This window comes from Bacillus sp. MC1252 (genome assembly GCF_056838025.1).
The window spans coordinates 3,524,499-3,545,523 of record NZ_CM166369.1; the positions used below are offsets into that span (position 1 = coordinate 3,524,499).

A 21,025-nucleotide genomic window follows, 5' to 3' on the forward strand; every position below is an offset into this window, starting at 1 on the left:
GGGAATGATTACGTTTACGAGAGGGAAATTGTCAAAAATGTCTGGTGTACATATTGAAACCATTCGTTTTTACGAAAATGAGGGTGTGCTCCCCGAGCCTAAGAGAGCGCATAACGGCTATCGTTTATATGATAAAAAATATGTACTCATGCTATCCTTTATCACCGAAGCGAGAAAGCTAGATTTCTCACTCAAAGAAATTCGTGAAATTATCACGTCACTATTTGAAAAACAGTCAAAAACAGAAGCTGAACAGCTGCTCGAACAAAAAGTCGAAGATATACAACACTCCATTCAAGAGTTAAAAAAGAGGAAGGCTGCCATTCAATTGTTAACGAAACAAACATTAGCCAACATCAGCTAATTGTAAGGGCTGCCAAAGATGTGCCGGTGTTTGTCACTGGCACCACTCTCCGCCCAGGTCCCAAGTGCACGCGCAATTTAAACATCAGTTATACTAGAGACAGCTTTACTTGATATCAAACGAGTGGAAGGGGTTTTGAGTAGAATGAATATTGCAACCATCGGCACAGGTGTGATTGTGGAAGGCTTCCTGCAGGCAATTGAACAGCTGGAAGGTGCCTCTTGTCACGCTGTCTATTCAAGAAAGGAAGCAACGGCAAAGAAACTCGCAGATCAATTTGGTGTGCAAACCACTTATACAGATTTAACCGCTATGCTAGAAGATCCACACATAGAGGCTGTTTATATCGCATCACCGAATCGTTTACATAGCGAGCATGCCACGGCTGCATTGAAAAACGGAAAACATGTGATTTGCGAAAAGCCTTTCACCTCTAATGTGAAAGAGCTGGAAGCCTTAATCGCTCTCGCAAAGGAAAAGCAGCTCCTCCTATTTGAAGCCATTACGACCGTTCATATGCCAAACTATCATTTAATCAAAAAGCACCTTCATCAATTAGGCAGAATCAAACTGGTCCAATGCAACTATAGTCAATATTCAAGTAAATATAATCAGCTGCTAGCCGGTGAAACGCCGAATGTCTTTAACCCAGCATTCTCTGGAGGAGCCTTGATGGATATTAATATCTATAATGTCCATTTCATCATGAATCTTTTTGGATCACCGGAGCAGGTTCGCTATCAGGCCAACCGCCATCCTAACGGCATTGACACATCTGGTGTTTTGACGTTCAATTACAATGATTTCATTGCGACAAGTGTTGGCAGTAAGGATACAAGCAGCATGAACTTCGCATTGATTCAAGGAGAAAAAGGATTCATACATGTGAAAAATGGGGCCAATGGCTGTGAGGAAGTGCTGCTGCATGTTGATGACAGGGTCATCTCACTCAATGCACAAACGAATCCAAACCGCCTGTTTTATGAAGCAGAAGCTTTCCAGCACATTATTGAAACAGAAAATCATGAACAGTGCTATGCATGGCTTGAAGAAAGTCTCTCTGTCATGAAAGTCCTTGAAGCCGCAAGAAAAGATGCAGGTATTGTTTTCCCGGCAGATCATGCTTAAGCGAAAAACCGCCTTCTACCGAGAGGGCGGTTTTTAAGCTTAAATACTCTTTGAATACGCCACAAGACGCTGAGACATGTGATTCACTTCATCGACTGAAGCATTTACTTGCTCTGTTAAAGCAGCCTGTGTTTGCGTAAGAGCTGTCATATTCGAGATGTTTTCAAGAATTTCATCAATTTGTGTTTTCATTTCAGTTAAACTAGATTCAATATTTTCTGTTGCATTGGCACTATGCAGCGCCAGCTTACGCACTTCATCTGCGACGACTGAGAATCCACGTCCTTGCTCACCAGCTCTAGCTGCTTCGATCGCAGCATTCAAACCAAGTAGGTTCGTTTGGTTCGCCACTTCTTTGATCAAGTCAGAAATGTTTTTCGTCTCATCTGCACTGTTTTTCGCTAGATTTGCGGCAGACGTTGACTGCTCTTGAGCTACAGCAAGCTCCTGCGCTTGGTTTGTAACAGAGCTAATGCCCGATACCATCTCACTAATAGAACTTGAAAGCTGTTCTACTTGAGAAGCCATTTCATTGGCTGTTTTCTCTTTATTTTTTTCTAAAGTGATATCACGAATGGTTCCTGCAACACGAAGAGGTACACCTTTCTCATCACGAATGGTTTCACCACCCGCATGATACCAGCGGTACTCGCCATTTTTACTCTGCAATCTATAATCAATGTCAAATGGCGTGCGCCCAGAGTGATCATTTAAATGATCAGCAAAGGCTTGCAGGGCCATTTCTTGATCCTCAGGATGCAAACGATCGCTCCAGCTGCTCAAAACGTTCGGGAAATCTTTTTCATCTGTGAAGCCAAGCGTTTTTCTAAATTGTGGAGACCACCAGAATTCGTTGTTTGGATTGACTGGATCTCCTGCCTCTACGACCATGTCCCAAGGAGCTTCCACAAGCGCACGGTTGATCAGGTCATATCTTGTCACGAATGCTTGCAGCTCTTCTTCTTTCAATTTTTGATCATGAATATCAAAAAGAGCCCCCGCCACACGAAGAGGTACACCATTTCGATCACGAATAGTCGTTCCTGTTGCTTTGAACCAGCGATAATCTCCGTTTTTCAACTTTAAGCGATATTCGATATCATATGGCGTACGACCAGAATGATCCAATAAATGCGTAGAGAACCCATTCAAGGTGTATTCTTGTTCATCTGGATGAATTCGAGATGCCCAGCTGTCTAAGACATTCGGAAAATCGTGCTCATTTTGAAAGCCAAGCATTTTCCGGAAATCATCCGTCCATGTGAATTCATTTTTAGGATTCACTGGATCTCCTGCTACGACCGTCATATCCCATAAACCAACTTGAATAGCTTTTGTCAATAAATTCATACGCATATGAATATTTTCATGCGCTTCCTGCATCTTTTGCAAAGCTTCATTTATTTGAGCCACTGCTTCTATCGTTTGACTAGAAGAGAACGCAGCAGTATCTAGTCTCGCTGAAAAATCTCCCTTCTCGATTTGTTCTATTAATTGACTGCTTTCACTTAGAAGGATACCCGACGATGAATCATTTGCTTTTCTCATAAACATCTTCAATAACTCCTTTCAGCTCTTTCATACATTTTTGAAATATTTTACAGTTATAAACAATTCTTTATTAGGTCTTTAGTAATACAAATGATATATCGACAAAAACAGACAATTGTTTATGTCATCAATAAGGCAGATGTTCATTTTTTCACTAGGTTTCATATTTTGGTTTTGGATTAAGGAAGGAATTTATGGAGATAAGTAGCTAAATTGATAGAATAAACCGTCTATTTTGTCTGAAAAATCTCTTTTTTTATATTGACACTGGCGTCTTGAAAAAAGAAAATGGAACATAAGCATTTTTAAAAAAGGAGAACGACATGAGCGCGAATCAGGAACAACAAGAATTAAAAAAGCTTTTATCGCCGCGTCACATTCGCATGATTGCGTTGGGCGGGGTCATTGGTACAGGAATCTTTAAAGGAAGTGCCGATACAATCGGTTTAGCAGGTCCTGGAGTCATCTTTTCCTATGTATTTGCCGGATTGCTACTTCTTATTGTCATGGCAGCCTTGGCTGAAATGGCCATAGTCTATCCGGGGAATAACCTTCGCGACCTTATACAGATTGCGCTTGGTCAACGTTTTTCATTTGTAGTCGGCTGGGTTTACTGTTTTATGTGGCTCACTGTGTGTGTCATCGAGATCATTGCAGCAGGCAGCCTGCTCCAATATTGGATGCCGAACGTGCCGCTATGGTCACTATGTTTACTTTGCTCGCTTTTAGTCATCGGAATTAACTTAAATAATGTAAAATATTTTGGTGAAATTGAGTTTTGGTTCGCTGGAATGAAGATTTTCGTTATTATTGTCTTTATTATTCTCGGTGCAGCATTATTATTTGGGATCATTCCGAACGAACAAAGCACACCTGCTCTCACCAATTATCAAAACTTTATCCCGAACGGATGGGGTGCGATCTTTGCATCATTATTAGTGGTTATTTTCTCTTATGGGGGCTCTGAATTGATCGGGCTGACCATTACAGAAACAAAGGATGCGGAGAAGGTCTTACCTGGTGTTGTCAAAAGTATGATGTGGCGTATTATTTTATTTTACACATTGCCAATTTTGATTATCTGTGGTCTCATTCCTTGGAATCAAATCGATCCAAATAACAGTCCTTTTGTCCAAGTCTTCTCTGCTGCTGGTATGCAAGGCGCCTCTCACTTCATTAATTTCGTATTGATTACAGCCGTTCTATCTGCGGCCAATTCTGGCATTTATGGGACGACGAGAATGATTCATTCTCTATCTAAATCAGACGGCGGTCCGAAAAAGCTGGCACAGGTCAATAAAAGAGGCGTACCTATTTTAAGTTTATGGGTAACCGTTCTGTTTCTTCTCATCGGAACATTCTTTGCTTACTTATATCCAGAGCAAATTTTCAGTTATATGCTGGCTATTCCTGGATTTGCTGTTTCACTCATTTGGATTAGCATTTGCATGGCACATCTGAAACTTCGCCCGAAATATCCACAGGAGCCGTATTTCAAGGTGTGGCTGTTTCCGTATTTGACGTTATTTGCAGGTCTTGTACTAAGTGTGAGTTTTGTTATGTTCCTATTCAGACAAGAAAACTTGCCTAGCTCGATTATTAGCATCGGTTTCTTAGTCGCTGCCATTATTGCTTCATTTTTAATGAAAAAGAAGGCTTAAACGCTAAAACCCGCCATAGAGGCGGGTTTTTTTCATGAGCTGCTGTCTTCTGTCACTTCAAAATCAAGCGACGCTTTTGGGACACCGTTGATGATAATCGATAAAGTATGGGTTCCCGCATAATGCTTTCTCGTCGTCATATTTTGAAAAGACTGGGACCTGACGAATTCTCTACGTATCGCTGAGCCTGTTTCAAATTCTGTGATTTTAAATACCTTTTGATTGCGGGTACCCCGAGCTTTAACGTAATCAATGGCATACTCTACGCGCAGCTTTAGTGGCTTATCAGCCTGAAGAGTAAAATGAAAGGCCATTTTTTCTCCAATTCGAATAGAATGTTGCGCTACCTTTAAATCTGTTACTTGAATGGACGGGTCGTCTCCATAGCCAAACATGGCCATAATATCTGGATCGCCTTTTTTTAGTAATGTACGGGATGCATGTTTGACAATCCAGTTCGTATGTTCATTGGTTCCATACCAGCCTTTGACCGTTTGCTTCATCAGATCAGGCTGAATTGCGGAAATATCATTTAAATGATTCGCTACACTTTTTTGCACATACCTCGCCGGATCCGATTTCAAGTTTTCCAAAATAGGCCGTGTAACCGAAGGATTCTTTTTAAGCGCAGGAACAGATACCCCCCATGGCAAACGTGGTCTGCATCCTTCACTAGCCAGCCGGCGGATATGCTCATTTTGATCCTGTGACCACACCAGCATCTGCGCCAGCATGTTGTCTTGATCTTGAATCAGAAATGGCCGAACAGCAAATTCAGAAGTGGAAAAAGGTGTAAAGAATTCGAGCGCCTTAATCGAGATATCCCAATGTGCCAGACCGTACGTCTCGACGTAGTCTGGAAATACGAGCGCACTAAGTCCTGAAAAATGCGGTGCTGCCTGACGCAGCACTTCAATTGCCTGCTCGTAATCCTCAGGCAGACAGGCATGCATCGATTCAGTGACTTTTCTCATTCGTCCTTTTAACTCAAGCTGTGCCCAATCCTCTTGAAGCACGAGCCGCTGGAATTCAGCCGTATCAAATTTAGTGGACGCTTGTTCAAGTTTCTCCGCTAATTCTTGAATAAATAATTCATGATATACATGTTTTAATGGTTCGATCGTATCCGCCTCCCACATCTCAATATCATTATTTTACCCCAATCCGTAAAAAGTGGCATCGCAACAAGCTAAAAACAGCCCAATTCCGGAGAACTAGGCTGTTGCGTTCGCTATATAAACATATTAATGATCATAATAAATGCAATGGCACTAACGGAAATAATCGTCTCCATAGCAGTCCATGTCAAAAACGTCTCTTTAATGGTCATACCAAAATACTCTTTAATCAGCCAAAAACCCGAGTCATTGACATGAGACAAAATCAACGAACCCGCTCCTGTTGCTAACACAAGAAGCTCTCTGCTCACATCCGGCATGGATACAGCAATTGGGGCTACAATACCAGCTGCTGTCATCATGGATACCGTAGCAGATCCTGTTGCCACACGAATGACCGCAGCAATCAGCCAGCTAAGCAAAATCGGTGAGATTGGCGAGTGTTTCGCTAAATCAGCAATATAATCACCAACACCCGAATCGATGAGCACATTATTGAAGGCCCCGCCTGCTCCAATGACAAGCAGAATGGAAGCGATCGGTCCTAAGCACTCATTACTAAAGGAAAGCACCCGGTCACGGCTCATCCCTTGCATAAAGCCGAGGCTGAAGAAAGAATACACCGTTGCAATCAGCAGGGCTGTAATTGGATCTCCGATATACTTGAACACCTGAAACCAAATACTTTCCTCTGGCAAAATAATATCCGCCAGTGTGGCAAGCAGCATGAGAATCACCGGCACCAAAATGGTAAACATCGTATTCGCAAAGCCAGGAAGCTTTCGATCTTCATTTCGTTCAGTGAATTGTTTTCTAAGCATCTCTGGAACTGGCTTATGTATCCGTTTGCCAATCCACTTTCCATATAGCGGTCCAGCAATGATAGCTGTCGGCAAACCGACAATAATGGAAAAGAAGATGGTTTTCCCCACGTTGGCATGATAGATGCCCACAGCTGCCATTGCAGCTGGATGAGGCGGCACAAGACCATGCACAACAGACAATCCAGCGATTAACGATATCCCAATCGTCACGAGCGATATGCCTGTTTCAATCGCAATGGTAAAAAGTAAAGGAATGAGAAGAACGAATCCGACCTGGAAAAACACAGGTATCCCCACGATAAAGGCAACGAACATCATCGCCCAATGTACATTCTTCGTCCCAAATCGGCCGATTAATGTTTGAGCAATCCGTTCAGCTCCACCTGATTCAGCCATCATTTTCCCAAGCATGGTTCCAAGCGCAAGAACAATCGCCAGCAATGATAAAGTATTTCCTAATCCCGTTTTAATCGATTGAATGATTTCCTGCAAATCCATCCCTGTGGCAAAGCCGACAAGCATAGAGGTAATAATTAAACTCACAAACGGATTTAACTTAGCGACTGTAATGAGAATGAGTAAAAGGACAATCGCCGCAATCACGATGAATAAAAGCATGTTCTCCCACCTTTTCCCTGATGTTTAACGATTTTGTTTTAATTGCAGCGCACTAATGACATCAAATTCATCCTTTAATTTGTCATAGAGGCGCTCATATAAATAAAACAGCTCTATGTATGTCTCATTGTTCTTCATATTTGGTTCATGACGGGCAGATATCCGAATCCACTCTTGAACCTCTTCCATCTCTTCCATTTGACCTAAACTATGAAGTGCGAGGACAGCCGCCCCAAGTGCCGAGGCCTCATAACTTTCTGGAACAAGTACTTCTCTGCCCATCGTATCCGCTAAAATTTGCCGCCATAGCGGAGATCTGGCAAAACCACCCGAAGCCCGGACATCCTTTGCTGAACCAGTTAAATCTCTTAATGCAACACCGATCGAGAAAACACTCATAATGACGCCTTCTAACACGGCTCTAATAAAATGCTCCCGCTTATGCTGAAGGCCAATACCAAAAAAAGTGCCTCTCGCATTTGGATTCCAATAAGGTGCACGTTCACCTGTTAAAAATGGTAAAAACAGCAGTCCCTCTGAGCCAGCTGGCACCTTTTCCGCAATATCAATCATGAGATCGTAAGGGTCCACACCAAGGCGCTTTGCAACCTCCACCTCTGAAGAACCAAATTCATCCTTAAGCCATCTCAGCATGATTCCGCCATTATTGGTCGGTCCCCCGACAACCCAATGCTTGTCCGTCAGCGCATAGCAAAACGTTCTTGATTGCTCATCTGTGATTGGCTTATCTACGACTGTACGGACTGCACCGCTTGTCCCAATCGTGACAGCCACCTCTCCTTTACCAATGGCGCCAACACCTAGATTTGCTAGAACACCATCATTCGCACCAACGACAAATGGTGTATCTTCCGCGATCCCCATTCGCAGCGCAATCTCTGGCTGAAGCCCTCTCAGCTGATGCGTCGTTGGGACAAGTTCAGACAGTTGATTTTCCTCAATTCCAGCAATGCGAAGTGCCTCCTCGTCCCATTGAAGCGTTTCCAAACGAAACAGTCCTGTTGCTGAAGCGATTGAATAATCGACCACATACTGACCGAAGAAATGATAGAGAATATATTCTTTTATGGAAATAAATTTTGCTGCCTGCTTGAAGACATCAGGCGTCACTTCCTTTATCCATCGTATTTTTGAAAGCGGTGACATTGGATGGATCGGTGTACCGGTTCTTTTATAAATTTGAAAGCCATCCATGTCTGTAATGATTCGTTTCGCTTGTTCTGTACTTCTATTATCAGCCCAAATGATACTGTTCGTTAAAGCATTTCCATCCTCATCCATCACAATTAAGGAATGCATCGCCGTACTAATCCCGACGCCTATGAGATTCTTTACATTAAATGCTGCTTTCGTCAATGCGCCTCTTACACTCGCAATGACGGCTTCTAATATATGTTCAGGATCCTGCTCAACCCATGCTGGCTGGGGCTGAATGAGATCATAAGGAACCGAATGCTTTGCTATCACTTTCCCCTGTGGTCCAAACAGTACAGCCTTTGTACTAGTTGTGCCAATATCCAAACCAATTACCGCCTGGTTTCCCTTCATCTGTATCACGCCCAATCATTGATTTGAAATAAAATGTCGTGGTGCCGGTGTACCTGATAAATCCCATTATAGGAATATTTTTTTCGACATTCAACGATCAAAAAGAAAATAATTTTCATTTAAAACCTCAGAAACGTTACCACAACAGCATTTTTCACTAATAGAAAAATTTATTTTTGAAACCATTACACCCTTTTTTGAGAAATGATTTCTCTCATTTGCTTTAAATTTGTTAATGTTTCCTGCTGCCTTAAATGCGCAAGTGCAAAGTATAGAACATCAATCACAGTAAGCTGAGCAAGCCTGGCGGACATCGCTTCCGTTCGGAAAGCCGTTTCTTGCGTTGATGTATACAACGTGACATCTGCAAGCTGACTCAATGGCGAGCGCTGGTAGCTTGTAATGCCAATGGTTTTCGCTCCTTTTTCCTTGGCTGTTTTCATCGCATCAAGTAAATCTTTATTTCGACCAGAATGAGATATACCGAGCACTGTGCTCTTTTGATCAAGCAGACCTGCTGACATCGCTTGAAAGTGAGAATCTGTATGAACAATACAATTAATGCCTGTCCTCATAAATTTGTGAAAAGCATCTGTGGCGATGAGACCAGACCCACCGCTGCCATAAAACTCTAAGCGCTCAGCTTCATGGATTAATTGTATGGCTTTTTTTACATCTTCTGGATTCAACAATTGAAAACTATCCTTTAATGCAGTTATATTTGCCTGAAATACCTTTTGCATAAAAACAGCGGTATCATCGTCAAGACTCATCTCTTCATCTACATAATCAGGCTTTGTTTGGTCTATTTCCTGGGCAATAGCAATCTTCAAATCTTGATAGCCCTCAAATCCAAGCCTTTTACAGAGACGAAAAATCGTTGCCTCTGAGCTCGCTGTCTTTTTGGCAAGCTCTACAATAGACAAATGGATGATGTCGCGGGGTTCACTCGTAATAAGTTCTGCAATTGCTTTCAACTTTGGCGGCAATCCTCTGCTTGCTGCCCGTATCTTTTCAATACTACTTAAACTGACAGAAGCCAATCGACTTCACTCCTTCCTGATAATGTGAGCGCATACATTTCCTCATGTTCTCATCTTATAAAAAAGAAGCCTGTTTGCACAGACTACTTTTTTAAGAATTCATGACTTGGATCAATAATTCAAAGAAAGCCTCAGCATCTACATCCATACATACTTGGACGTTGCGCTCTTTCTCCCATTGATGCTGAAAATCACATATCATCTGACCATCACAAAACTCACTCTTCGTCTCCACGTCTACATGAAAAGCCTGTGTGCTCACGTGCTGCTTGTCAATGGCAAGACTTACAGCAAGCGGATCATGCATGGCACACGCCCACACACCATTACGCTCAAAATAGCGCTGGCGGTAAATGCTTGTACTCTCTCTTATATAACTCGCCAAAGTTTCATTCTGAATGGCGTCGATTTTTTCATCCGTTAACAAGACCTGCCTTGTGACATCTAATCCAACTTGAGTCAATGAAGGGAACCCAGCCTCAAGCACCAATTTCGCCGCTTCTGGGTCTGCATATGTATTGAATTCCGCAACCGGTGTGACGTTCCCCTGTCCCTGCACGACACCACCCATAAAAATGACTTCTTTGACGTGATGAATCAGCTCAGGGCATTTTTTCACCGCAAGGGCTAAATTTGTTAAAGGTCCTGTCAACACAAGCGTGACCTGCTGCGAATACTGCATCACTTGGTCGATGATAAAATCAGGCGCAAAACCTTCATCTGCGGTCTTCTTAGGCTCGACATCCTTTAAAGCACCGCCAATTCCATCCTCCCCATGCACCCGATGTTCATAATGAGGGGCTCTCAAAAGAGGCGTCGCTGCACCTTTGATGACAGGGATTTCCTCTGCCTCAACCAGCTCAAGCACTTTACACGTATTCAACGTCGCCGCATCAACAGACACATTCCCGCACACTGTTGTCATCCCCAACATATCAAACTGCTGACTTTTCACTGCAAGCAAAATACCAATCGCATCATCAATTCCAGTATCTACATCCAAGATCAATTTCTTTTTATTTGCCATGTTTGAAAACTCTCCCTTATTTGAAAGTGTTGTTAGGGGAATGATAGCATATTATTTTTGAAATTGATTTAGGGAATCAATCGGCTTTGTCGACTTGTTATTTCCCTTTTTCTCCAATGTCTTTCAGATATTGTTCGCGTTCTTTTTCAGAGAGTCGCTTAAGATAGTTTTCCTTTAATTCTGGTTCATCTTTAAATTTATCCCAATCTTTAAAACGATATGACAACTCAGGATCATAACTCATTGAACCTATTTTTTTAGCTCTATATTGTAAAGAAGCTGAAAATCCGTACTTCTCCGGTTCATTATTTATATAGCCATCTATTGTAATATCCCCCATAGGATTGATGGTCACATCTTTTTCAAACGTTATGGTTTTGATAAAGTTATGAATATCTCTTTTGTGTAAGTGCTCTTCAATCTTGGGTTTCATCTTCTCTGCAAGTCCTTCTGCTTTTGCTTGATCACTCTTGACCGCATTATTAGATTGGCTATGCTTGTTAACCTGAACGATTAACAAAGTCACTGCGACAAGGATGACTACAAACAATACAGATAAAAGCTTTATTGTGTTTTTCATGTCTACCGTTGCCACCTTCTTAATAATGAAAAATAAAAAAACAGGTAGATGATTACCTGTCAGGCTGTCGAGAAAATCTCGACAGCTTTATTTTTTTCCTTAAAATTTACATCTCCTCATTTTATAATAGAGAAAAACCCACTAAAGGAAGGTGTCTTTCTCATGTTCCACACTAGAAATTCTTCTCAGCACCAAGCCGAATTTGTATTGCTAGATCAACTGGTCGAAGAGGATCACCTGCTTCGTAAAATTGATCAGTACATTGATTTTTCATTTATCATAGACAAAGTAAAACCATATTATAGTGAGAATAAAGGTCGCCCTTCTCTTGATCCACTCATTCTGTTCAAAATGATGTTTATCGGATACCTGTATGGTATCCGTTCAGAAAGACAGCTTGAAAAAGAAATTTACTATAACATGGCGTATAGATGGTTTTTAGGTTTGAATATTAATGACCCCGTTCCTCATCATTCCACCATTAGTTGGAATCGTCGTACTCGATTTAAAGATACAACGATTTTTCAAGATATTTTTGATGAGATTGTGCTACAAGCCATCAATCACGATATGGTTGGAGGTCGTGTCCTTTTTACCGATTCAACCCATCTAAAAGCGAATGCCAATAAACATAAATATACGAGAAAAACGATCGAACAAGATACTCAGAACTATATGAAAGAATTAGATGAAGCCGTTCAAGAAGATCGAGAGGTACACGGAAAAAAGCCCTTAAAGGAAAAAGAGGAGGTGAAAACGAAAAAAGACATTCGCCAAAGTACGACTGATCCTGAAAGTGGCTATCTTTATCGTGAAAATAAGCCTGAAGGCTTTTTCTATCTAGACCACCGTACAACAGATATGAAATACAATATCATCACTGATGCCCATGTCACGCCCGGTAATGTCCATGATTCTGTTCCCTATCTTGATCGATTGGATCTCCAAATCGCACGATTTGGTTTTCAAGTAGAAGCTGTTGCCCTTGATTCTGGTTATTTAACAACACCAATCTGTAAAGGTTTATCTGATCGACATATTTTTGGTGTTATTGCCCATAGACGTTTTCATCCAACAAGAGGATTATTTGAGAAGTGGAAATTTCAGTATGATTCTAAACATGATCATTACATATGTCCAAATGGTGAGAAGCTTTTATATACGACAACTGATCGAAAAGGTTATAGGTTCTACAAATCAGATCCTAAAAAATGTGCATCGTGTCCTTTCCTTGAAAGCTGTACAAGATCTAAAAATCATCAAAAAGTGATCTCAAGACACGTGTGGGAAGAGCATAAAGAAAAGATCAGACAAAATCGTCTATCTGTCTCTGGAAAAGAGCTATATAAAAAAAGAAAAGAAAAAATAGAGCGAAGCTTTGCAGATTCAAAACAACTGCACGGGCTTCGCTACTGCCGGTTGAGGGGAAAACAGAATGTGAGTGAGCAAGTTCTTCTCACAGCTGCGTGCCAGAACATGAAGAAGATTGCCACACACCTAGCGAAGCTAGGCTAGGTGTGTGGGAGGCCTTTTTCAATACATTTCATTCTTCATACATACGTTAAAAATAAAAAAGATTGTAGAAAAACATGAGTTTCTCTACAATCTGACAGGTAGATGATTACCTGTTTTTTATTTTTCTCCAATATCCTTAAGATACTGTTCACGTTCTTTTTCAGAAAGTCTTTTAAGATAGTTTTCCTTTATTTCAGGCTCATCTTTATATTTATCCCAGTCTTTAAAGCGATATGATAAATCAGGGGAGTGGCTCATCGACCCTATTTCATTAGATCTGTATATCAATGATGCAGAGAAATGATATTTTTCAGGCTGATTATTTATATATCCATCAACTGTAATATAACCCATAGGGCTTATGGTTACATCTTTTTCAAATGTGATGGTTTTTATAAAATTGTAGATATCTTCTTCATGTAAACGTTCTTCAATTTTTGGTTTCATCTTTTCTGCGAATTCTTCTGCCTTTTCTTGATCGCTTTTTTCTTGCACAGTAATCTTACCTCCTGAATCATTCGATTTTTTTTCATTAATTTGTTGTAGTATAAGTGCAACTACCAAAATGATAACAATAGTAAGTAAAATTAATACCAATTTCAATGTGTTTTTCATCAAGAAATATCCACCTTTAAATATTTTAATTGATAGATCCGTTCTTTTTATAGATATATATTATACTTTAATTTATAATATTATATGATAAATATTACAGGAGTGACAATTTTGTCTAAAAACAGATCCCACTTTCAGCTTAACGACAAAGACTATAATCTTATTTCGAATGCATCTTACAAAATAGATTATTACAAAAAAGCAAGCGACATAGTTATAGGAAATGGTAGAAAAATGTATGTCGTTGATTATAAAGAAACAACTAAAGGTCTTAATGCACTAACTATCGTTTCCGAAGAAGATTTTGATCGCTCCGATGGCGGAAGAGACCTCCACAAAATCAAAAACGCAGTCATCGCTTACCGCGGTTCAGAACCGATTGGCGCAGGCCAATATAAAGATACCATTAAAAAACATGGAAAAAAAGAGTCAGATGATCTTCTTTCTACCATTTTGACGAAGCTGCCTCCTTTTCGTCAGTCACAGACGTCAAAGGAAGTTACGACGAAGGTGGCGACAGGGACAACGACCTATACAAATGAAATTGTTCAAGATTGGATGGTTTCAGATACAAAGTATCTGATTAAAAATATCCCTTTTGAACACGGCGCAGAGAATCAAATGGTTCAAGCAGATCGTTATGCAAAAGAGATACATAAGAAAATGCCGAATGCCAAGATGTATGTCACAGGGCATTCACTCGGCGGGTCTAATGCTTCCTATGTTCTTGTGAAAAATGACTTTATTAAAGGCGGCGTGACGTTTGAGAATCCAAATATTTATCCAAATCTATCAGATGGTTTACAAGCCAGAGCACTAAAAGGCGATTACCGCAGTAGATTAACAGAATATATCAATCTAAACGACGGGCTTTCTCTTTTAAATCGACATACGACAGAAATCGGTCAAGTGAAAGTGATGTATGATGCCGCTTTACCTGAAGGCGTCGATTACTCCGAGGACTCCTCTAAAGCCGTCCAAATCATGAAAGATCTCCTCAATCGGGCAATGAGCGTTAATCCTTCACTGGATGCAAATTTGTTTCTTGAAGCCCTCGCTGGCAGCCATGGCTTAGATCGGTATGCATTTTCATCAGATGGCTCCGTTGAAACCATTGATGATATGTTGAGAAAAAACCCTTCTCTCTCTGCCGCCATGTTACATCAATTGAGTCAGTCGAATGTTCACCCGCAAAGTGTGGTGGCGATTTTAATCAAGTCGCATGTTCTCATGAACACAGGTCGTCAATTCTCATCACTTGCCGAGCACAATATGCAGCAAATCATTCGCAAAATCGAGAAACTCGATGACAAAGTGGAGCAATCTGTGGAACGGGTACGCTCGAGATACAAACAGATTGTTGGCTTTGGTTCGTATGATCAGCTGACGGCTTCAGATGTGGATGATGTGATTCGTCACTTAAAAACGGAGGGACTTGAGAACGAGTTCTATTCAGTCAAAAAGTATGATACGGCGGTTGATAGCGCGATGAATATAAAAAGGTGGCTGGACTCAATATCAGATGATATGAGCCAGCTAGGGAAAGAATACCATGATGCAGATACAGCCCTGGCAAAGAATATGGGTATTTCTTAAGGAGAACGAAGAATGGAATTTTCAAAGAAACAACCAACAGATGCAGATCGTTTTTTGCAACGAATGACAGATACGCATACATCAAGCTCCGTCTTTTCTCAAACAAACTTTCATACAGAAGATATGACATCAGCAGAGCTGGCTGCTTTAAAAGCAAAGATCAAAGAAGAACAGAAAACAGCACTAATCAGAGCCATCCGGCATCAGCTTCAACATGAATTTGCAGAAGACCGCAAAGAAGCGGGAGAAGTTTTAGATCTGATTGATGAACTTCTGATCAAAGTCTATAAACATAAAAAGCAAATTCACACGCATATGTCAGGTCAAGCCATTGACGCATTAATAGAAAAAATCGAACAAAGACTCACGTTTTTCGAACTGAAAGAAGATGTTCAATCCGCCATCAACTCGATTGGCATTTAGAAGAACCTCTCAGTCCGATGAATCTTTTCCCCGCCTCACTCGTATATACTAAAAGAGTGATTGTTTGAAAGGAGATTTGTTTGTGGGATATATTTTGTTATTTTCGGTTGTGATCGGTCTTGTATTGACCCTTTTGCTCACACCGCTCAGGTTGATTATTAGAAAGAAAGGGACAGAACAGCAGGTTCCTCTTATGTGGATTGCAGGCCTTGCTTTGCTGTTCATGATCGGTATTTTTGTTTTCTATTACATGACCAATTTAGACCGTAACCCTTCATCCCTATGGCTGATTGGACTTGTTGTAACAGCAGCAGGCGCCTTTTTGTCAGTCGGATTGGAGCGGAAGATCAAAGGCGTGTTGTTCCTTATTCTTTTGCTGCTTGGTGTTTATATGGCGACAGCTTTTCTATTCAATGCGAATGAGAAATTTGATGTCTCCAAAATGGAGCAAAAAGTGGAAATCAAAGCGTTTGATGAGACAGAAACACCTGCGAGTGTACCGCCTCAATTTGCTCGCAATAAAATGAAGAAATCGTTCGGACAGGTTCCAAACACAAGCTACTACGAGCTTGGCAGCTTGCAAATTCAGAAGGTCAATGGTGAGTATGTGTACATCGCGCCAGTGGAATTCTCGGATTTCTTTAAATGGATTCGTTCAGGCAGTACGCCAGGTTACTTTACATTAAGTGCGACCGACTCATCTGCTAATCCAAAGTTTGTGAAAACAGAGATGGTTTATACACCTTCCTCCTATTTCAACAAAGAAATTGAGCGGCATATCCGTCTCCAGTATCCAGATTTAATTTTCTATGGAGACACTCAGCTGGAAATCAATGATGATGGCAAGCCTTATTACATTCAAACGTATGGCGATTTCATCTCTGCCAGAAACGGCTTTAAAGCGTCAGGCGTGGTCGTTGTTGATGCCAAAACTGGTGCAACGAAGAAATACTCCTTAGATCAAGTACCTGCCTTTATCGATGGTGCTGTTTCACCAGAGGCGATTAGTCTGCAAAACAGTTATTTCGGAAACTATGTTCACGGTTTCTGGAACAGTATGTTTGGAAAATCGGATGTGAAGCTGCCTTCAGACGAGGGGACAGAAGCCAATGTGAGTCCAGTGTTTGATTCAAAAGGAGAGATGTATTACTTCACCGATTTCACAAGTCCGAAAGAGGGCGTTGATTCCATGCTCGGGTATACCCTGACAAATGCCCGAACAGGAAAGGCCACGTATTACACCGGGAATCTTGAAGAGTCCTACATGGATTCTCAAGGAGCTTTGCAAATTATTGAGAAACGATTCATCGAGAAGAAATGGAAAGGGAGCATGCCGATTCTTTATAATTTCTATGGAGAAGCCAGCTGGCTCACACCTGTTCTCGATTCAAATGGGTTCCTGCAAAACTACTTTATTGTCTCTGCGGCCAACCCTGAAATCTCTGCGTACGCTTCAACACCAAACGAAGCACTGAGAGCCTATAAAACAGCTCTTCAAAAGGGCGGCGGCACGGTCAACAGCTCATCTAAGCAAGAAAAGAAAGATGCCATAGGCAAGGTCAAACGTGTGTATAAAGAAAAGACCGGTGATTACACAACCGTCACCTTCCTACTAGACGATGGGAAAAACTACACCATGTCATCTGAAAAAGAGCCTCTTATTATTTACTTAAAAGAAGGGGATCAAGTCACCATTAAGTACACAGATACAGGTGAAATCTTCCTTCCAGTCGATGAAATAAACATCAAAGGATTATAAAAAAAGACGCTTCTCCTACTGCGGAGAAGCGTCTTTTCTCTCTTTCCTCAACAACTCAACAAGCAATTCCTTATTTTTATTCCCGCCTGTCATCGGTGATTCGACATAGGAAAATTTCCGTTTAAAGTCCATTCCCCTCACAGAAATGACAGCCAATTCCCCGCCAATGCTGCCTCGCTGGAGTACATATTTAGATAAAACAGACAGCCCCATCCCGTGAATGACAGCCTCTTTAATGGCTTGGTTGCTGCTAAATGTCACAAAGGTCCGCGCTTTCAGTCCATTTGATTTCAGGACGTGCTGTAAGTATTCCCCTGTACCTGATCCCTCTTCTCTTGTGATCCAGGTTTCGTTTTGCAATTGATCAATTGTGACATCCTTTTTCTTTGCAAACGGATGGTCTAATGGGGCAACGATGTAGAGTTCATCCTCTAGAAAGGTTTCCACAGAGAGTTCTTTATCATTTGTCTGTCCTTCAATGAGACCGATATCGACATGGAACAAACGGACATGTCTTGCGATTGCCTCTGTATTATCAATGACCACCTCAATATCAACATGCGGATACAGCTGATGAAACTCCGCCAATATTTGCGGCAGCACGTACTCGCCAATCGTGAAGCTCGCTCCAATCGTCAGCTTCCCTCTTGCCAGATGATGATGCTCATAAATATCCTGCTTCGCCTGTTCATATAAACGAATGATTTGTTTTGAACGATGGTATAACATATCCCCAGTTGGTGTAACGGTTAATTGCTTTGGCGAACGATTGAGCAGAACGGTCTGGAATTCCTGCTCCAAGTTCTTAATATGAAGACTGACACTCGGCTGAGAAATCCGCAGCTTCTGGGCTGCTTTTGTGAAGTTTTTCTCCTCCACGACTGTCACAAATGTCTTCAGTGCATCATAATACATCTGTCCCTCTCCTATCAGAAATCTTAATCCAACACCTTCATTACATATATCTTACTAATTCCTTTCCAGCTCGTAAAGAACCACCTAAACGAAAACAATTTAATAAAAATATTTACTAATTTTTTTAAAGACTCTATACTGAGAGGAGATATTTTCTATAGGAGGTGCTGATTTGGCAGCAAAAATAAAAGATATTGCTAAAAAAGCTGGATTATCGATTGCGACTGTGTCTCGCGTACTGAACCAAGATCCCAACCTTTCTGTCACGGATCAAACACGCGAGAAAGTATACGCCGCCGCGGAGGCTTTATCCTATCAAAAAAAGACATTCAAACATTCCTTAAAAAAAATCGCCTTTCTCTATTGGATGACCGAAAAGGAAGAGCTTGAAGATATTTATTTTAAATCCATTCGTCTAGGCATTGAGGAACTCACTAATACCCGGAGTTTAAATGTCACCGCTTACAATCCAACTGATGGTCTACACTCCATTGATCCTTCTACAGAGGGGATCATTGCTATCGGAAGATTTAAAAAGTCAGAGCTTGACCAATTATATGCGATTACACATCACATCGTCTTTATTGATACGTCTCCAGATGAGGACCGCTTTGATTCTGTAAAACCAAACCTGAAACGAATTGTTGAAAAGATCATTGATTCCTTTATCGAAAAACAGCACAAATCGATCGGGTTCATTGGCGGGACAGACCTTGATCTCAATACAAATATGCGCATTCCAGATATTCGTGAAACGACCTTCCGCGAGTACATGTCGGCAAACAATGAGCTGGATGAGCGATTGGTCTATATCGGTCACCATTTCTCTGTAGATGAGGGCTATTCGCTCATGATGAAGGCGATCGACGAGCTCGGTGATGATCTGCCCACCGCCTTTTGTGTCGCAAGTGATCCCCTTGCCATTGGCTGTTTACAAGCATTAAATGAGCGCGGATTTTCCCTGCCGAATCGCGTCAGCGTCTTTAGTATCAACAATATTCACGTCTCTCAATATGTCTCACCACCGCTCACAACCTATCATATCCATACCTCTTTACTTTGTGAGACAGCGGTCGATTTACTTTTAGAAAGACTGGTTGACGGCAGAACATTACCTAAAACCGTGCTGATTGCCTCAGAACCTGTCTTTCGGAAAAGCACCATATAAACAGCTAGAAGCCCCGCCCACTGTGGAGGGCTTCTTTTCTCTCTAAACCAGTAAAATATTTTACTTAATAAATTTAATAAAACATGTTTACTTTTTTTACTTAAGTTGATATTCTCACATTAAGAAAGCGTTTTCTTGTTATCTGTGAAAAAAGAACGAGAGGGGATTACCAATGAAAAAGAGAAAATGGGCGACATTATCAGCAGTCGTTGGGACTGCTGTGCTTCTGCTTTCAGCATGCGGACCGGGAGATGACAATTCAAGCGGGAGTCAGCCAGCATCTACAGGTACAAAGACCTTGCTAGTGTGGGAGGATGTCAAAAAGGCTGACGGGATTCAAGACGCTGTAAAAGAATTCGAAAAACAACATGATGTGAAAATCAAAGTTGTCGAAAAAGCATATGCCGACCAAATCGAAGCTCTCCGCCTTGATGGAGCAGCGGGAACAGGTCCAGACGTCATCACGATGCCTCACGATCAAATTGGATCAGCTGTAACGGAGGGGCTATTACAGGAAATCAAACCAGATCAAAAAGTGATTGATTCCTTCACAGACGAATCTATTCAATCACAAACGGTGAATGGCAAGCTGTATGGTCTGCCAAAATCTGTTGAAACCACCGTGCTTTTTTATAACAAAGATCTTGTGAAAAAGGCACCAACTACACTTGATGGCTGGTATGATCTTTCGAAAAAGCTGACAAAGGACGGAAAATACGGTTTTGTCGCGAAATGGGATGAAATTTACTACGCACAAAGTGTGTTAGGCGGATCAGGGGGCTATATTTTCAAACAGAAAAGCGATGGCTCTTATGATGTCAATGATATCGGTCTGAATAACGATGGCGCCATCGAAGGCGGAGAGTACATTCAGAAATTCTTTAGCGAAGGGCTTTTCCCGAAAGGCATCATTGGTGAACAAGGTATCAACGTCCTCAACTCCTTATTCACAGAGAAAAAAGCAGCGGCTCTTATTTCTGGTCCGTGGTCATTTGGTCCATATAAAGAAGCTGGTATTGACTATGGCGTGACCGAACTGCCAACACTCCCTAATGGAAAACATATGAGCTCTTTCTTAGGTGTGAAGAGCTACAACGTCTCCTCTTATTCTAAAAATAAAGAACTTGCTGAGAAATTTGTTGAGTTTATCACGAACGAAAAAAATTCGAAGAAGCGCTTTGAAGTAACAGAGGAAATTCCACCAGTGAAAAAGCTGATGAAAGATCCAATCATTACTGAAAACGCAAATGCGAATGCTGTTTCAAAACAAACGAAATATGCCACGCTGACACCGAACAATCCAGAAATGGCAGAGGTGTGGAAGCCGATTGACAGCGCATTAGGGCTGATTGCGACCGGCCGTACAGATGTGAAAAAGGCATTTGATGATGCGGTCAAACAAATCGACTCTCAAATCAAAGCGAATCACTCAAAATAAACATCGAACACGGGTAGCCTTGCGTCTATCAAGCTGCCCGTTGTTTCATCTAATTTCATACGAAGTAGGTGTTAGACGTGACGGGTAACCTTGAACTAGACCGCACACACACA

Annotated in this window: 18 protein-coding genes; 9 read left to right on the forward strand and 9 right to left on the reverse strand. The window is 41.3% G+C overall.

Annotated features, from left to right (window positions below):
• Window positions 1-4 precede the first annotated feature (4 nt).
• Together ACYH0L_RS18185 and ACYH0L_RS18190 are read left to right on the forward strand one after the other, a co-directional pair.
• Complete coding sequence (locus ACYH0L_RS18185) at window positions 5-364, forward strand: MerR family transcriptional regulator (RefSeq protein ID WP_099727227.1); 360 nt, start codon at window positions 5-7, stop codon at window positions 362-364.
• 144 nt (window positions 365-508) lie between these two features.
• The gene (locus ACYH0L_RS18190) at window positions 509-1,492 is read left to right on the forward strand and encodes a Gfo/Idh/MocA family protein (RefSeq protein WP_099727228.1); all 984 of its coding nucleotides are present in this window, start codon (window positions 509-511) and stop codon (window positions 1,490-1,492) included.
• Between the two features lie 39 nt (window positions 1,493-1,531).
• On the opposite strand, the gene ACYH0L_RS18195 is transcribed toward ACYH0L_RS18190, so the two are convergent.
• Window positions 1,532-3,046 carry a methyl-accepting chemotaxis protein gene (locus ACYH0L_RS18195; protein ID WP_482354213.1) on the reverse strand — a complete coding sequence of 505 codons (1,515 nt, stop codon included), beginning with the start codon at window positions 3,044-3,046 and terminating at the stop codon, window positions 1,532-1,534.
• 320 nt (window positions 3,047-3,366) lie between these two features.
• Between ACYH0L_RS18195 and ACYH0L_RS18200 the strand changes: the two genes are divergently transcribed.
• Window positions 3,367-4,704, forward strand: a complete 1,338-nt coding sequence (locus ACYH0L_RS18200; RefSeq protein WP_099727230.1) for an amino acid permease — start codon at window positions 3,367-3,369, stop codon at window positions 4,702-4,704.
• Between the two features lie 32 nt (window positions 4,705-4,736).
• Here ACYH0L_RS18200 and ACYH0L_RS18205 read toward each other — a convergent pair whose 3' ends face one another.
• The 6 genes from ACYH0L_RS18205 to ACYH0L_RS18230 form a co-directional block, all read right to left on the reverse strand.
• Window positions 4,737-5,843, reverse strand: coding sequence for a DNA alkylation repair protein (locus ACYH0L_RS18205; protein ID WP_249705663.1), 1,107 nt, complete (start codon window positions 5,841-5,843; stop codon window positions 4,737-4,739).
• A 92-nt stretch (window positions 5,844-5,935) separates the two neighbouring features.
• Window positions 5,936-7,264 carry a GntP family permease gene (locus ACYH0L_RS18210; protein WP_249705664.1) on the reverse strand — a complete coding sequence of 443 codons (1,329 nt, stop codon included), beginning with the start codon at window positions 7,262-7,264 and terminating at the stop codon, window positions 5,936-5,938.
• A gap of 24 nt (window positions 7,265-7,288) precedes the next feature.
• Window positions 7,289-8,833, reverse strand: coding sequence for a gluconokinase (gene gntK / locus ACYH0L_RS18215; protein ID WP_482354214.1), 1,545 nt, complete (start codon window positions 8,831-8,833; stop codon window positions 7,289-7,291).
• 185 nt (window positions 8,834-9,018) lie between these two features.
• On the reverse strand, window positions 9,019-9,876 hold the full coding sequence (locus ACYH0L_RS18220; RefSeq protein WP_482354215.1) for a MurR/RpiR family transcriptional regulator: 858 nt from the start codon (window positions 9,874-9,876) through the stop codon (window positions 9,019-9,021).
• A gap of 91 nt (window positions 9,877-9,967) precedes the next feature.
• Window positions 9,968-10,903 (reverse strand): nucleoside hydrolase, encoded by a 936-nt coding sequence (locus tag ACYH0L_RS18225; RefSeq protein WP_230031363.1) that lies wholly within the window; start codon window positions 10,901-10,903, stop codon window positions 9,968-9,970.
• A gap of 97 nt (window positions 10,904-11,000) precedes the next feature.
• Window positions 11,001-11,483, reverse strand: a complete 483-nt coding sequence (locus ACYH0L_RS18230; protein WP_230031364.1) for a DUF1433 domain-containing protein — start codon at window positions 11,481-11,483, stop codon at window positions 11,001-11,003.
• Between the two features lie 162 nt (window positions 11,484-11,645).
• Between ACYH0L_RS18230 and ACYH0L_RS18235 the strand changes: the two genes are divergently transcribed.
• Window positions 11,646-12,998, forward strand: coding sequence for an IS1182 family transposase (locus tag ACYH0L_RS18235; protein ID WP_099682813.1), 1,353 nt, complete (start codon window positions 11,646-11,648; stop codon window positions 12,996-12,998).
• A gap of 117 nt (window positions 12,999-13,115) precedes the next feature.
• On the opposite strand, the gene ACYH0L_RS18240 is transcribed toward ACYH0L_RS18235, so the two are convergent.
• The gene (locus tag ACYH0L_RS18240) at window positions 13,116-13,613 is read right to left on the reverse strand and encodes a DUF1433 domain-containing protein (protein ID WP_230031365.1); all 498 of its coding nucleotides are present in this window, start codon (window positions 13,611-13,613) and stop codon (window positions 13,116-13,118) included.
• Between the two features lie 84 nt (window positions 13,614-13,697).
• Here ACYH0L_RS18240 and ACYH0L_RS18245 point away from each other — a divergent pair, with 84 nt between their 5' ends.
• The 3 genes from ACYH0L_RS18245 to ACYH0L_RS18255 all read left to right on the forward strand — a co-directional run bounded on the left by ACYH0L_RS18245 (window position 13,698) and on the right by ACYH0L_RS18255 (window position 17,391).
• On the forward strand, window positions 13,698-15,209 hold the full coding sequence (locus ACYH0L_RS18245; RefSeq protein WP_482354216.1) for a lipase family protein: 1,512 nt from the start codon (window positions 13,698-13,700) through the stop codon (window positions 15,207-15,209).
• 12 nt (window positions 15,210-15,221) lie between these two features.
• Window positions 15,222-15,632, forward strand: a complete 411-nt coding sequence (locus ACYH0L_RS18250; protein WP_482354217.1) for a hypothetical protein — start codon at window positions 15,222-15,224, stop codon at window positions 15,630-15,632.
• Window positions 15,633-15,714: 82 nt separating this feature from the next.
• Window positions 15,715-17,391, forward strand: a complete 1,677-nt coding sequence (locus tag ACYH0L_RS18255) for a hypothetical protein (protein WP_482354218.1) — start codon at window positions 15,715-15,717, stop codon at window positions 17,389-17,391.
• 15 nt (window positions 17,392-17,406) lie between these two features.
• Here ACYH0L_RS18255 and ACYH0L_RS18260 read toward each other — a convergent pair whose 3' ends face one another.
• Window positions 17,407-18,306, reverse strand: coding sequence for a LysR family transcriptional regulator (locus tag ACYH0L_RS18260; RefSeq protein WP_099727241.1), 900 nt, complete (start codon window positions 18,304-18,306; stop codon window positions 17,407-17,409).
• Window positions 18,307-18,478: 172 nt separating this feature from the next.
• Here ACYH0L_RS18260 and ACYH0L_RS18265 point away from each other — a divergent pair, with 172 nt between their 5' ends.
• Both ACYH0L_RS18265 and ganS read left to right on the forward strand, forming a co-directional pair.
• Window positions 18,479-19,474, forward strand: coding sequence for a LacI family DNA-binding transcriptional regulator (locus ACYH0L_RS18265; protein ID WP_482354219.1), 996 nt, complete (start codon window positions 18,479-18,481; stop codon window positions 19,472-19,474).
• Window positions 19,475-19,646: 172 nt separating this feature from the next.
• Window positions 19,647-20,912 carry a galactooligosaccharide ABC transporter substrate-binding protein GanS gene (gene ganS, locus ACYH0L_RS18270; RefSeq protein ID WP_482354220.1) on the forward strand — a complete coding sequence of 422 codons (1,266 nt, stop codon included), beginning with the start codon at window positions 19,647-19,649 and terminating at the stop codon, window positions 20,910-20,912.
• The last annotated feature ends 113 nt before the right edge of the window (window positions 20,913-21,025 follow it).

Bases quoted from the DNA above. Each gene is read 5' to 3' on its own strand.
- ACYH0L_RS18185 (WP_099727227.1), top strand. From the start codon at position 5: ATGATTACGTTTACGAGAGGGAAATTGTCAAAAATGTCTGGTGTACAT.
- ACYH0L_RS18190 (WP_099727228.1), top strand. From the start codon at position 509: ATGAATATTGCAACCATCGGCACAGGTGTGATTGTGGAAGGCTTCCTG.
- ACYH0L_RS18195 (WP_482354213.1), bottom strand. From the start codon at position 3,046: ATGTTTATGAGAAAAGCAAATGATTCATCGTCGGGTATCCTTCTAAGT.
- ACYH0L_RS18200 (WP_099727230.1), top strand. From the start codon at position 3,367: ATGAGCGCGAATCAGGAACAACAAGAATTAAAAAAGCTTTTATCGCCG.
- ACYH0L_RS18205 (WP_249705663.1), bottom strand. From the start codon at position 5,843: ATGTGGGAGGCGGATACGATCGAACCATTAAAACATGTATATCATGAA.
- ACYH0L_RS18210 (WP_249705664.1), bottom strand. From the start codon at position 7,264: ATGCTTTTATTCATCGTGATTGCGGCGATTGTCCTTTTACTCATTCTC.
- gntK (WP_482354214.1), bottom strand. From the start codon at position 8,833: ATGAAGGGAAACCAGGCGGTAATTGGTTTGGATATTGGCACAACTAGT.
- ACYH0L_RS18225 (WP_230031363.1), bottom strand. From the start codon at position 10,903: ATGGCAAATAAAAAGAAATTGATCTTGGATGTAGATACTGGAATTGAT.
- ACYH0L_RS18230 (WP_230031364.1), bottom strand. From the start codon at position 11,483: ATGAAAAACACAATAAAGCTTTTATCTGTATTGTTTGTAGTCATCCTT.
- ACYH0L_RS18235 (WP_099682813.1), top strand. From the start codon at position 11,646: ATGTTCCACACTAGAAATTCTTCTCAGCACCAAGCCGAATTTGTATTG.
- ACYH0L_RS18240 (WP_230031365.1), bottom strand. From the start codon at position 13,613: ATGAAAAACACATTGAAATTGGTATTAATTTTACTTACTATTGTTATC.
- ACYH0L_RS18245 (WP_482354216.1), top strand. From the start codon at position 13,698: ATGATAAATATTACAGGAGTGACAATTTTGTCTAAAAACAGATCCCAC.
- ACYH0L_RS18250 (WP_482354217.1), top strand. From the start codon at position 15,222: ATGGAATTTTCAAAGAAACAACCAACAGATGCAGATCGTTTTTTGCAA.
- ACYH0L_RS18260 (WP_099727241.1), bottom strand. From the start codon at position 18,306: ATGTATTATGATGCACTGAAGACATTTGTGACAGTCGTGGAGGAGAAA.
- ganS (WP_482354220.1), top strand. From the start codon at position 19,647: ATGAAAAAGAGAAAATGGGCGACATTATCAGCAGTCGTTGGGACTGCT.